This window comes from Qipengyuania algicola (genome assembly GCF_042492175.1).
GTDB lineage: Bacteria > Pseudomonadota > Alphaproteobacteria > Sphingomonadales > Sphingomonadaceae > CAJXSN01.
In genome coordinates, this window is sequence record NZ_CP170453.1 from 875776 (window position 1) to 888590 (window position 12815).

At 63.3% G+C, this 12815-nt stretch carries 8 protein-coding genes; 5 read left to right on the top strand and 3 right to left on the bottom strand.

The window, feature by feature from the left end; translation table 11 throughout:
* The first annotated feature begins 142 nt into the window (after nucleotides 1-142).
* Together ACFCW2_RS04220 and ACFCW2_RS04225 are read left to right on the top strand one after the other, a co-directional pair.
* The gene (locus tag ACFCW2_RS04220; RefSeq protein WP_379548381.1) at nucleotides 143-1834 is read left to right on the top strand and encodes a class I adenylate-forming enzyme family protein; all 1692 of its coding nucleotides are present in this window, start codon (nucleotides 143-145) and stop codon (nucleotides 1832-1834) included.
* Nucleotides 1831-4602 (top strand): [protein-PII] uridylyltransferase, encoded by a 2772-nt coding sequence (locus ACFCW2_RS04225; protein ID WP_379548382.1) that lies wholly within the window; start codon nucleotides 1831-1833, stop codon nucleotides 4600-4602. Before ACFCW2_RS04220 ends, ACFCW2_RS04225 begins: the two co-directional genes overlap by 4 nt.
* Here ACFCW2_RS04225 and ACFCW2_RS04230 read toward each other — a convergent pair.
* Nucleotides 4599-5276 (bottom strand): YggS family pyridoxal phosphate-dependent enzyme, encoded by a 678-nt coding sequence (locus tag ACFCW2_RS04230; protein WP_379548383.1) that lies wholly within the window; start codon nucleotides 5274-5276, stop codon nucleotides 4599-4601. The two genes, ACFCW2_RS04225 and ACFCW2_RS04230, sit on opposite strands and share 4 nt — an antisense overlap.
* Between ACFCW2_RS04230 and ACFCW2_RS04235 the strand changes: the two genes are divergently transcribed.
* From ACFCW2_RS04235 to ACFCW2_RS04245, 3 genes are all read left to right on the top strand, one after another.
* Nucleotides 5275-5850, top strand: coding sequence for a thiamine phosphate synthase (locus tag ACFCW2_RS04235; protein ID WP_379548384.1), 576 nt, complete (start codon nucleotides 5275-5277; stop codon nucleotides 5848-5850). The two genes, ACFCW2_RS04230 and ACFCW2_RS04235, sit on opposite strands and share 2 nt — an antisense overlap.
* Before the next feature lie 240 nt (nucleotides 5851-6090).
* Nucleotides 6091-8481, top strand: a complete 2391-nt coding sequence (locus ACFCW2_RS04240; RefSeq protein WP_379548385.1) for an FtsK/SpoIIIE family DNA translocase — start codon at nucleotides 6091-6093, stop codon at nucleotides 8479-8481.
* Nucleotides 8482-8490: 9 nt separating this feature from the next.
* The gene (locus ACFCW2_RS04245) at nucleotides 8491-10026 is read left to right on the top strand and encodes a DUF389 domain-containing protein (protein WP_379548386.1); all 1536 of its coding nucleotides are present in this window, start codon (nucleotides 8491-8493) and stop codon (nucleotides 10024-10026) included.
* Between the two features lie 140 nt (nucleotides 10027-10166).
* Here the strand turns inward: ACFCW2_RS04245 and ACFCW2_RS04250 are convergent, their stop codons facing one another.
* Nucleotides 10167-11210, bottom strand: coding sequence for a substrate-binding domain-containing protein (locus ACFCW2_RS04250; RefSeq protein WP_379548387.1), 1044 nt, complete (start codon nucleotides 11208-11210; stop codon nucleotides 10167-10169).
* 76 nt (nucleotides 11211-11286) lie between these two features.
* Nucleotides 11287-12684 carry an OprO/OprP family phosphate-selective porin gene (locus tag ACFCW2_RS04255; RefSeq protein WP_379548388.1) on the bottom strand — a complete coding sequence of 466 codons (1398 nt, stop codon included), beginning with the start codon at nucleotides 12682-12684 and terminating at the stop codon, nucleotides 11287-11289.
* Nucleotides 12685-12815: the final 131 nt, after the last annotated feature.

Consider the following 12815-nt stretch of genomic DNA (forward strand, 5'->3'; position numbering starts at 1 on the left):
TGGCAAACCCCTTAGAAGCGTGGCCAACTATCAGCGTGGCCGCGTCTCGGAAAACTCATTGCCGCCTTGGCACAGGGCGGCTGTGTGGGGAACCCCAAGGGGCGGATATGCGCTGGAGAAACACCAAGGAGAGAAAAACCCAATGCCGACACAGCTGGACCTGACGCTCGACGCCATTATCGACAAACTCACTGCCGAAGGCGCGCCTGCGGAAACGGTGCAGTTCACGCGCAACGGCACGGACATGCCGGCGCTCAAACTCGCCCCGCCCAGCCTGTCGCATTACTTCGCGCATTATTGCAACGAGCATAAGGACGCGACCTTTCTGGTCGATGGCGATTGCCGCCTGACCTTTGGCGAGGCCTATGGCGCGGCGCGGCATGTGGCAGCAGGCCTGCAGGCCGACCACGCTTTGGTCAAAGGCGACCGGATCGGTATCGCGGCGCGCAATTCGGCCAACTGGATCGTCCTCTATATGGGCATCATCATGGCCGGCGGCTGCGCCACTTTGCTCAACGGCTTTTCCAATGGTGACGAGCTGGCCGATGCGATCGATCTTGTCGATTGCAAGCTGGTCTTTGCCGACGCAGGCCGCGCCGCGCGGCTCGACGGAATCGAGCACGGCGCGAAGATCGTGCTGATCGATCATGACTGTTCGCCCGCCGAGGGGCTGAAGAATGTCTGGGGCGATCCGGGCGCGAATATGTTCCTCGATGTTGGCCCGGACGACTACGCAACCCTGCTCTACACCTCCGGCTCCACCGGCCGCTCCAAAGGCGCGTATTCGGACCATCGCGGCGTCGTTCATGGCGCGATGAGCTATGCGATCCAGTCACTGATGGCGTTCAGCTATCTCGATGCGACCGGCGATGCCCCGACCACACAGGCCTGCGCCCTGCTCGCCGTGCCGCTGTTCCATGTGACCGGCGAAGTGCCACTGTTCCTGCAAAGCTATGCGCTGGGTCGCAAGATCGTCCTGATGCCGAAATGGGATGCAAAGGAAGCGCTGCGCCTGATTCAGGACGAGCAGGTCAGCTATTTCGCCGGCGTTCCGCTGATGACCTATGAAATGGCGACGCACCCCGACCGCGCCCAGTTCGACATTTCCTCGTGCAAGAGCCTGGCCGCTGGGGGTGCGCCGCGCCCGGTGGAGCATGTTGCGAAAATCAAAGAAGCCTTTCCCGAAGGGTTCCCGCTGCTTGGCTATGGCCTGACGGAAACCAACGGCGTGGGCTGCGGCAATTTCAATGAGAACTACCTCGCCAAGCCGTCCAGCACCGGCAAACCCAGCCGACCGCTGGTCGATCTGGCCATTCTCGACGATGACGGGAAACCTGTTGCCGAAGGCGGCATCGGCGAGGTCTGCATCCGCTCAGTGTGCAACTTCCTCGGCTATTGGAACAATGACGAAGCCACCAAGGAAGCCTTCACCGACGATATGTATTTCCGCACCGGCGATCTGGGTCGGCTCGACGAAGACGGCTATCTTTATATCGTCGATCGCAAGAAGGACATCATCATCCGCGGCGGCGAGAACATCACCTGTATCGAGGTGGAAGACGCAATTTATGCCCATGACGGCATTGCCGAATGCAGCGTCTTCGGCCTGCCGGACGAGCGCTTCGGCGAAATTGTCGGCGCGGTGTTCCTCGCCAAAGACGGCCATGATGTGAGCGAGGCCGATCTGCGCGATCACCTCTCCAGCCGTCTCGCCCCGTTCAAGCAGCCGGTGCAATATTGGCAGGAAACAGAAACCCTGCCGCGTCTGGGCACGCAGAAGGTCGACAAGAAATTCCTGCGCGAGAAATACACGAAGGTGTTCACGGGCGGGTGACGCAGGACAAGAGCCCCGCCAAAGCCGTCCCCCGCCAGCGCGCCATCATTGACCGGCGCGCCTTGGGTGGGTCCATTGCCGATCTGGCCACGCAGGAGAAAGACGCGCGCGGTGCGGTGCTGTCGGCGCTGCGCGCTGCGCTCGAAGACGGGCGCACGGAACTGACCCGGCGGCTGGAAGAGAAACCCTCCAGCGGCCACGAGATTACGGCGGGCCATGCGTTTCTGATCGATCAACTGGTCCGCGTGATCCACGATTACGTGACCACCCATCTCCACCCGCATCCCAATCCCACCACGGCGGAGCGGCTCGCCCTGATGGCGGTGGGCGGATATGGCCGCGCCGAAATGGCCCCGCACAGCGATGTCGACATCGCCTTCCTTACGCCGACCCGCCACGCGCCATGGTGCGAGCAGGCGATCGAGGCGATGCTCTATCTGATGTGGGATCTGGGCCTGAAGGTCGGCCACTCCAGCCGCACACCTGAAGATGTCGTCCGGATGGCGAAGGAAGACCTGACCATCCGTACAGCGTTACTGGAAGGACGCTATCTGTGGGGCGACCGGGCCTTGTACGAGGAGGTGCGCGCGCGCTTCTTTGCCGACGTTGTCTCCGGCAGCGAGAAGCAATTCGTGTCGGAAAAGCTGGCCGAGCGCGACGAACGGCACAAGAAAATGGGCGACAGCCGCTATGTCGTCGAACCCAATGTGAAAGAGGGCAAGGGCGGCCTGCGCGACCTGCAGACGCTGTACTGGATCGGCAAATATATCCACCGGGCGCGCGATGCAGCGGAGCTGGTCGATGCCGGATTGCTGACCGCGCAGGAATACCGCTCCTTCCGCCGGGCCGAGAGCTTTCTTCTTGCCGTGCGCTGCCACCTGCACACGATTGCCGGGCGGGCCGAGGACCGGCTGACTTTCGATCTGCAAAAGAGCGTGGCGGACCGGATGAATTTCGCCGACCGTCCGGGCAAAAGCGCGGTCGAGCGGTTCATGCAGATGTATTTCCTGCAGGTGAAACGCGTCGGATCGCTGACAGGCGTGTTCCTTGCGCAACTGGATGAACAATTTGCCCGCAAACGCGCGCGGCGTGGCCTGCTCGCCGGTTTCAAGCCGAAACCGCGCAGCCTCAAAGGGTTCCGCGTCTTGGGTGGGCGGATTGCCGCGCCGAGTGACACCTGGTTCCAGAAGGACCCGGTGCGCTTAATCGAAATCTTCGCACTGGCCGAGGCAGAGGGGTTGGAAATTGACCCGCGCACCATGCGGCAGGCGGGCCGCGATGCCTCCCTGATCAAGGATGATGTGCGCAAGGACAAGCGGGCCAATGCTCTGTTCCTTGATCTGCTGTGTGGCCGCAACGATCCCGAAACCGCGCTGCGCTGGATGAACGAGGCGGGCGTATTCGGCCGATTTGTGCCCGATTTCGGACGGGTCAACGCGCAGATGCAGTTCAATATGTATCACCACTATACGGTGGACGAACACACCATCCGCGCGATCGGATTTCTGTCCAAGATCGAACGCGGCGAGCTGGCAGACGATCATCCGCGCGCCACGAAACAGATTCACAAGCTCCAATCGCGGCGCATCGCCTATGTCGCCGCTCTGTTGCACGATATCGCCAAGGGGCGCGGCGGCGACCACTCCGAACTGGGCGCGGAAGTGGCCGAGGAACTGTGCCCCCGCTTCGGTCTGGACGAGGCGGAGACGGAGCTGGTCAGCTGGCTGGTCCTGCGGCACCTGTTGATGAGCGACACCGCCTTCAAACGCGATCTGTCCGACCCCAAGACGGTGGAGGACTTTGTCGCCGAGGTCCGCAGTCTGGAACGCCTGCGCCAGCTCGCTATACTGACCAGCGTGGACATCCGCGCCGTCGGGCCGGGCACGTGGAACAGCTGGAAGGGCCAGTTGCTGGGCGAGCTCTATGACCTTTCCCATGAACGCCTGCGACTGGGCCATACCCGCAATTACCGCGCCGAACGCGTTGCGGCGCAGCGGGCCGAGGTTGCCGCATTGCTAGGCGATCAGGCCGACTTGATGGAGCGCGACGGGCGCATGCTGGGCGATGCTTACTGGATTGCCGAGCCTGCCGACATCATCGCCCGCAATGTCGTCCAATATTACGCCGCGCGGGAATCGGGCGATGATCTGTCGATCCATTGCGAATACGATGCGGAGCGCGGCGCGACATTGGTGACCGTCATCGCCGCCGACCATCCCGGCCTGTTCACACGCATCGCGGGCGGCATTCATCTGGCGGGCGGCAACATCATCGATGCGCGCATCCACACCACGCGCAATGGCTGGGCGATCGACAATTTTCTGGTGCAGGACCCGGTGGGCCAGCCATTCAACGAACCGCGCCAGATGGAGCGGATCAAGACCTCGATCCGGGACGCCATCGCCAATCGCGGCGAACTGGTCCCCAAACTGGCGGCGCGCCCGCTACCCCGCGCCCGTGCGAAGGCCTTCGATATCAAGCCGCGGGTGCAATTCGATAACGAGGCATCGAGCCGCTTCACCGTGATCGAAGTCGCCGCCCGCGACCGCTCCGCCCTGCTCAACCGGCTGGGCCGCGCCCTGTTCGAAGCGCAAGTGATGATCCACTCCGCGCACATCACCCATTACGGCGAGAGCGCCGCCGATACCTTCTACGTCACCGACCTGATGGGCCAGAAAATCACCGACGCCCTGCGGCTGGGCTCAATCGCAACGGCGCTGGAAGAGGCGGCGAGCGATGAGAGACAGGCGGAGTTGGAGGGGGTTTAGGGGCTCCGCCCTCCAAACAGCGCGCTGCCGACCCTTACATGAGTCGCACCCAGCATGATCGCGGTTTCGTAGTCGCCGCTCATGCCCATGCTCAGGCCATCGAGGCCGTTATCGCGCGCCAGTTTGTCGAGCAACGCGAAGAAAGGGGCGGGTTCGATATCGGCGGGCGGGAGGCACATAAGGCCCGCCAGCGGAATCTCGCGCTCCCGCGCCGCGTCCAGCAGAGCGGGCAGTTCGGGGATCGGGCAGCCGCCCTTTTGCGGTTCCTCGCCCACGTCGACTTGCACGAAGCAGGGCACTTGCCGCCCCGCTTTCTCGAACGCCTTGGGCAGCGCTTTCACCAGACTCATCCGGTCGAGCGAGTGGATGCAATCGAACAGCCGCGCAGCATCCTCCGCCTTGTTCGATTGCAGGCTGCCGATCAGGTGGAGCTGCGCATCAGGGAAGCGTTCCTTGAGCGCGGGCCACTTGCCTTGCGCTTCCTGCACGCGGTTCTCGCCAAAGACGCGGTGGCCAGCTTCGAGCAAGGGCTCGATTTTCTCTGCGGCATGGGTTTTGCTGACCGCAACCAGCGTCACTTCATCGACCTCGCGGCGGGCGATCTTGCAGGTCTTGGCGATTTTGGCCTGAACCGTTTCGAGCCGGGCTGTCGGCGTATTGGCTGCACTTTCCATGGGGCTGCGCTATAGCGTGGGCGTGACGCTGCGCCAGCCCTTCCCGCTCTCCAGCCTGCCCGCCCTCTGGTTTCTGACCGACGAGCGCAACGATGCGGGGCTGCCGAGTGCCATCAATACCTTGCCGACGGGGTCCGCTGTGGTGTTTCGCCATTACCATCTGGCTCCGCAGGAACGGCTGGCGCGCTATCGGCAGGTCCAGCGATTGTGCCGCGCGGGAGATCACCTGTTGATCCTCGCCGACAGCGCTCTGACGGCGCGGGAATGGGGCGCAGACGGCATCTATGGCTCGGCGCGTTCGCTCTATCCGACCCGCCACGACCTGCTGACCATCGCAACCGCCCACAACTTACGCGAGATTGGCGACGCGGCACGCATGGGCGCGGACGCGGTGATGCTCAGCCCCGTGTTCCCGACCCGCTCGCATCCCGGTGCGCTGGTGCTCGGGCCGGTGCGGTTCCGGCTGCTTGCGGCCCAATCGCCCGTGCCGGTCATCGCTCTGGGCGGGATGAACCCGCGCCGCGCGGAGGCGATGAACTGGCCGCGTTTCGCTGCGATTGATGGGTTGGGTTGAGGCGCTCACAGAGGCGCAGAGGCACAGAGATGAAGCACCGTGCGGGGACGCCGCCCACCAACTTCCCTCGTTGCCCCACTTGAACCGCTTGAAAGTAGAGAGCGGCTTTGCCGAAAATCACGCCTTTTCTGTGCCTCTGTGCCTCTGTGAGTGCCCCTGCAAAGCCTAGCTGAACCTCTCAATCCTTGACCCGGACTCGCCGAGGATTCATGGTGTGTTCCGATAGGGAGAATTGGGCCCATGGCCACGCGTGCAATCAGCAATTCACAGCCCGACTGGCGGGCGACATTCCGGCGCAGTTTGCGGCGCGCGGGCCAGATGGCCGGAGCGGCAGTGCTTTTTGGCCTCATGCTGTTCCTCGGCCTTGCGCTGTTCAGCTATTCGCAGACCGATCCCAGCCCCTCCACCGCCGCGGGCACCGGCGCGATTGCCAACTGGATGGGGGCAAGCGGCGCGTGGGCGGCGGAGCGGGTGTGGTTCCTGTTCGGCCTGTCGGGCGTGCTGATCCTACCGATGCTGTATGTCTTCGCGCGCAAATTGTGGCGCGATGTGGAGGAGGAAGAGCGGGAAACTGAAACCCGCTGGTGGCAGCCGACCGCGCAGCTGGTGCTGGCGATGGTGCTGCTTTCCACCGTCCTGACGCTGACCTTCGATGGCCCGGGCGGCGCCATGCCAGCCTCCACCGGCGGGCTGACGGGCCTGCTGGGTGCGGGCGCCATCGAAGCCGTCGCGACGCGTTTCGGTGAGAGTGCGAGCGGTTGGATTACGCTTGGACTGGCTCTGCTGGCATTGGTTGGCGGCGTGGTTCTGGCGACCCGCGTCTTCGCGATTGATTGGCGCGCCTTGCTGACTCTGCCCAATTTCATTCTCGGCTTTATCGGCGGCCAGCGTGCGCCGGCAGACATCGAGTTCACAAACGGGACAGCCACTGCGCCAAACGCCGCCGCCGCCAAACCGAAAATCTCCCGCCGAGAGCGCAAGAAGGCAGCGCTGGCCGCCGAGGGCGAGCCGGTGGAGGTGGCCGAGCCGCGCCGCACGCCCATGATTACCGACCCCAGCGCGCCGCCCAAGCGCGCGAGCATGGCCAAGGCAGCGAAGCAGCGCGACATGTTCGCGGAATACACGCTTCCCAGCCTCGATCTGCTGGAGGAAGTGCCGGAGGACGACGCGCCCAAGCTCGACAAGATGGCGCTGGAGCGCAACGCTCGCCTGCTCGAAACCGTGCTCGACGATTTCAATGTGAAGGGCGAAATCACAGCCGTGCGCACCGGCCCTGTGGTGACCATGTACGAGCTGGAGCCTGCGCCGGGTATCAAGGCCAGCCGCGTCATCGGGCTAGCCGAAGACATCGCCCGCAATATGAGCGCGATCAGTGCCCGCGTCTCGCCCATTCCGGGCAAGACGGTGATGGGTATCGAACTGCCCAATGCCCACCGCCAGATGGTCGTTCTGAAAGAACTGGCCGCCTGCGCCGCCTTCGCCGATGCCAAGGGCAACCTGCCGATCATCCTTGGCAAGGACATCGCCGGTGAACCGATCGTCGCCGATCTGGCGGCCATGCCGCATTTGCTGGTCGCGGGAACCACCGGCTCGGGTAAATCGGTCGGGCTGAACTGTATCCTGCTCAGCCTGCTCTACCGTTTTACGCCGGAAGAATGCCGCCTGATCCTGATCGACCCCAAGGTTCTGGAGCTCAAGACCTACGACGACATTCCGCATCTGCTCTCGCCGGTGGTGACAGAGCCGGCAAAATCGGTTCGCGCGCTGAAATGGGCTGTCGAGGAGATGGAGCGCCGGTACCGGATGATGTCGAGCGTCAGCTCGCGCAATCTCAACTCGTTCAACGAGAAAGTGCGCACCGCCGCCGCCAAGGGCAAGCCGCTGGGCCGCCGTGTGCAGACCGGCTTCGATCCCGAGACGGGCGAGGAATTGTACGAGGAAGAGCAGCTCGATTATCAGCCGCTTCCGCAGATTGTGCTGATCGTGGACGAGCTGGCCGATCTGATGGTCACCGTAGGCAAGGAAATCGAGGTCCTGATCCAGCGCCTGAGCCAGAAATCGCGTGCGGCGGGCATCCACCTGATCATGGCGACGCAGCGCCCCTCGGTCGATGTCATCACCGGCGTCATCAAGGCCAACCTGCCGACCCGCATCAGCTTCAAGGTCACCAGCCGGATCGACAGCCGCACCATTCTGGGCGAACAGGGCAGCGAGCAGCTGCTGGGCAAGGGCGATATGCTCTACAAGCCCAACACCGGCGCGATGGTCCGCGTGCACTGCCCCTTCGTATCGGACGAAGAAGTCGAATCCGTCGCCGACCACTGGCGCGCCCAGGGCAAGCCCGACTATGTCGATGCCGTGACCGAGGAACCTGCCGACGGGGGCGGCTTCGGCTTCGAAGACGACATGACCGCGAGCGACGATCCGGCAGAGCGCAAATATCTGCAGGCGTGCCAGGTGGTGTTCGAAAACCAGAAAGCGAGCGGCAGCTGGCTGCAGCGGCAGATGGGCGTGGGCTACAACACCGCTGCCAAATGGATCGAGCGAATGGAAGATGACGGGTTGGTCGGCCCGGCCAACCATGTCGGGCGGCGCGATATCTATCGCGACAAGGATGGAAATCCGCTCTAATATCTGCCGATGAGCACCCATCCTGATCCTGTGCCGCCCACCAAAACGGTGAGCGATCCGTTGCAGAGCGTGTGGAATTCCCTGCGCGAATGGTGGCGCGACCATGTCATGGTCGATGTCGATCACGGGGTCGTGCTGAAGAAAATCGCGGGCGAAAGCTCGATGACGCCGCGCTATATTTTCATGACCTGCATGTCGGCCGGGATCGCCATTCTCGGCATGCTGCTGTCCTCGCCAGCCGTCGTCATCGGGGCCATGCTCCTGTCGCCGCTGATGGGCCCGATCCTGGGCGCAGGCTTCGCTCTGGCAGAGGGCAAATTCACTTGGCTGCGGCTGTGCGGGCGGGCCTTGCTATTCGGCACGCTGTTTGCTGTCCTGTTTTGCGCGGCCATCGTGTTCCTCTCTCCCCTGCAAAACGTGACCGAGGAAATCGCCGCGCGCACCCGGCCCAACCTCTTCGATCTGCTGGTCGCGCTGTTTTCTTCGCTGGCCGGCAGCTATGCGATGATCCGCGGGCGCGACGGGACGATTGTCGGCGTCGCCATCGCGACCGCTTTGATGCCACCGCTGGCCGCTGTGGGCTTCGGTCTCGCGACGCTGAACTGGACGGTGTTTGGCGGGGCGCTGATGCTCTACATCACCAACCTGCTGACCATAGCGCTGACCGCCGCGCTGATGGCAAGGCTCTACGGCTTCCGGTCGGAACAGCATGATGGCCGCACCAGCCTAGTGCAGAGCGGGTTGGTGGTCGGCACCTTTGTCGCTCTCGCCATCCCGCTGGGCCTGTCGCTGATGCAGATCGCCCGCGAATCCAACGGCCAGCGGATCATCCGCGATACGATTGCCACGGCTTTCTCCGAAGAGGCGCGGGTCGACCAGATCACCATCGACTGGGACGGCGACCCGATCACCGTGTCCGCCTCTGTCCTGACTCCGCAATTCCGCGCCGATGTGAACGAGCGGCTGTCGGGCGAGCTGGGCCAGCTGCTGGACGATCCGGTGGCGGTCGATATCAGCCAGTATCTTGTCGGCACGGATCCCGGCGCGGCGGAACAGGCGCAGCTCGCCCGTGCCCGCGCGGAGGAAGAAGCGCGCGCTGATGCCCAACTGGTCGCGCGGTTGAAGGAACGGCTGGCGCTGGTGGCGGGTGTCGAGGCAGCCGACGTGACGCTCGACCGGGAAAACCGGCGCGTGATGGCCGATGCAAGGCGGCTGGAGGGGCTCAGCCTAGAGGGTTATCGTATTCTGGAAAGCCGGGTGGCTGCGGGGATTGACGATTGGGATGTCCGGCTGCGACCGCCGCTTTCCGCGCTTCCTTCCATCTCGATGGAAGACGGCGAACCCGATGCGGATGGAGAGCGCGCCATTGCGCTGATCGGCTGGGCCAGCAGGCGCACCGGAATACCGGTGACCCTGTCGGGTGCGGCTGAGCCATTGCAAATCGCCGCCATCGCCGCTCAAGAGGCAGGCGCGACTGTGCTGGTCAACGAAGGCGGCGGGTCCGCGCAGATCACTGCGCGGTGGGAGGCTGCCGAGGCGGAGTAGGCTGCGGCGCCCCGTCCAAGGGCGAGCTCCGGACATAAGAAAGCCCGGCAGTGCATGATGCGCTGCCGGGCTTCTCTTTTGCATTCAGGCAATCCGCGGGAGGGAGCGGGTGCCCGAACGCGTTGGCTATTACCGCAGGCTTAGCCTTCCAGATCGGCCTTGGTGATGGTCACATATTCGGTGGCACCGGCAACGGCTTTGGCCATCGCGTCGTCGGGGTTGGCAACCAGGCCGATTTTCGACAGCTCACCGCCCTTGTCCCACATCTTGGTCCACTGGGTCAGATATTCCTTCAGACCCGGGATCGCATCGAGATGCGCTTTCTTGACATAGACATAGAGCGGACGGGCACCGGGGTAATCGAAGCTCGCAATGTTCGCGTAGGTCGGCTCGACACCGTTCATGGACAGGCCCTGCAGCGCGTCGATATTTTCTTCGAGATAGGAGTAGCCAAAGACACCGACAGCGTTTTCATTGCCCTGGATCTTCTGGACGATCAGATTGTCCTGCTCGCCCTGATCGACATAGGCGCCGTCGCTGCGCAATTCGGTGCAGGTCCGCTCGAATGCGTCCTCGTCGCTTTCTTCCAGCGCCTGCATCGCGGCATTGCTTTCACAGCCCGGGACCAGCACCAGTTCCTTCAGCGCGTCACGGGTGCCCGATGTGCTGGGCGGACCGTAAACGAGGATCGGCAGATCAGGCAGCGAGGGATCGAGGTCCGACCATTTTTCGGCCGTCTGCTCTTCACCATAAGGATTGGCAGCAATCGCGCGGTACACGATTTCCGGCGTCAGGTTCATGTCGATTCCGCCCTTCGCCGAAGCGAATGCGAGCCCGTCGAGGCCGACCTGAATCTCGATCACATCGGTCACGCCGTTTTCAAGGCAGGTGTCAAATTCGCTGGTCTTCATGCGGCGCGATGCGTTCGACATATCGGGGGTGTCTGCACCCAGGCCCGCGCAGAACAGCTTCATGCCGCCGCCGGTCCCGGTCGATTCGATCAGCGGCGAATTAAAGTCAGTCGAGCGGGTGAAGGTTTCGGCCACCGCCTTGGCAAACGGATATACGGTGGAGGAGCCGACCGCACGGATGGAATCGCGCGTGCCGCCGCCACTATCCGCACCGCAAGCGGCGAGAGCGAGACTGGCTGTGGCAGCCATGGCGAGTGTTTTGATCATTTTCATTGTGCAAGTTCCTGTAAGAAATTTGAGGCGGCCCTAGCCGCGTTGCATGACAGTCTGGTGACGGTTTCTCTGCGGGTCAGAAGTCGATCTGCGCGCGCACGCCGAACACATCGACATCGTAAGACGTATCGCCGCCGGCTGCCGGGTAGAAGGCATCGCCGTAAGACAGCTTCCCGTAATTGGCGAGAAGCATGGTGTAATCGGTCGGCTTCCACACGAGGCTGAAGAAATATCCATCCTGCGTGCCGCCCAGAATGCCTGCATCACTCAGGTCCAGCCGGTCATAGCGCAGGTTGGCCTGCACCGAACCGATGCCGCCCTCGCCCACCGGATTGGCCGGCTTCGTGCGATCGAATTTGCCGCCCTTGTAACCGCGCGTATCGCCGCCGGTGAGGTAATAGCCCACTTCGGCATATCCGCCGAAGAAGGTCGGGTCGGCCAGCGCGCCGGGGCGGCTGACATTCTGCCAGCGCCCTTCGACAGCCGCGTGGAACGGGCCGGAGATGACTGCAGCTTCCGCGCCGTAGCCCAGCTCGCTGGAGGCAGAGAAGCGGTCGGTGTTGATGAACCGCTCCGACGTGAAGGAAACCAGCGGGCGCTGGCGATAGCGGACCGTGCTGCCCGCTTCATATTCGCGGTAATGGACGGACGCGCCCAGATGGACCTGCGCATTGCCGACCTTGGGCATGTAGACCACCCGGCCATTCGCGCTCCAGTCATCGCTCGGCAACACATCCATATTGTCGCTGAACACGCCGCCCTGGATCAGCAAATCGCCCGGCGAATATTGCACGCCCACACCCACGCGGCGGACAAAGCCGAACGCATCGGTAAAGGCCGCACGTTCGATAAAGCTGGTGTGCAGGCTGCTGGTCAGTTCTTCCAGACCCTGGAAATTGTTGAACTGGCCGACGCTGATTTCGACGTCACCGTCCTCGTAGGAGATGATCGCATCGGTCACTGCCAGATCGCTGTTCGCAACGTCGACTTCGAATTTGTAGCCAAAGCCGCCCGGCATATCGCCCGACACGCCCAGACGGGCACGGCGCAGATCATTGCCGAAGCCTTCGTCGCGTCCCGTCGCATTGGGGGCTTCGACAATCCCCGCATCATATTGCAGGCGGCCGCGCGGCTTGAAGCTCCAGCCGCCCTTGCCCTTGATTTCAGGTGCACCCTTGAAGGCAATCTGCGTGTCAGGCGCGGCGGCAGGCGCAGGCGCTGGTGGCGGCACAGCGGCGACTGCTGCCGGGACAGCCTGCGCCGTTTCCAGCTCTGCCTCCAGCGTCGCAATACGCTGCGCCATCGCATCCATCTGCGCGCGCATCAAAGCGAGCTCTTCCTGCATCGTCAGCGGTGCATCCGCTGCGGCGTCCTGCGCGGCTGCGGGAGCAGCATGCGCGGTCAACGCAGCTGCAGCGACAGTCGCTGCCAATGCAGCCCTGCACAATTGGTTGGCCATTTGGCGGTTGCTCATTTGGGGTACCCTTTGCGCCCGTGTTTCATATCGGTGACGCCCGTATGACCACTGTGTGACAGTCCTGTTACAAGCGCTGCACTTATCCCCCACTGATATTGCCGGCCTGCTGCCCCGCCGCACCTTGTGGC

What these genes read in the sequence shown, in the direction of transcription:
- ACFCW2_RS04255 (WP_379548388.1), bottom strand. Translation starts at nt 12,684, where the DNA reads ATGAGCAACCGCCAAATGGCCAACCAATTGTGCAGGGCTGCATTGGCA.
- ACFCW2_RS04235 (WP_379548384.1), top strand. Translation starts at nt 5,275, where the DNA reads ATGGGGCTGCGCTATAGCGTGGGCGTGACGCTGCGCCAGCCCTTCCCG.
- ACFCW2_RS04245 (WP_379548386.1), top strand. Translation starts at nt 8,491, where the DNA reads ATGAGCACCCATCCTGATCCTGTGCCGCCCACCAAAACGGTGAGCGAT.
- ACFCW2_RS04250 (WP_379548387.1), bottom strand. Translation starts at nt 11,210, where the DNA reads ATGAAAATGATCAAAACACTCGCCATGGCTGCCACAGCCAGTCTCGCT.
- ACFCW2_RS04230 (WP_379548383.1), bottom strand. Translation starts at nt 5,276, where the DNA reads ATGGAAAGTGCAGCCAATACGCCGACAGCCCGGCTCGAAACGGTTCAG.
- ACFCW2_RS04240 (WP_379548385.1), top strand. Translation starts at nt 6,091, where the DNA reads ATGGCCACGCGTGCAATCAGCAATTCACAGCCCGACTGGCGGGCGACA.
- ACFCW2_RS04220 (WP_379548381.1), top strand. Translation starts at nt 143, where the DNA reads ATGCCGACACAGCTGGACCTGACGCTCGACGCCATTATCGACAAACTC.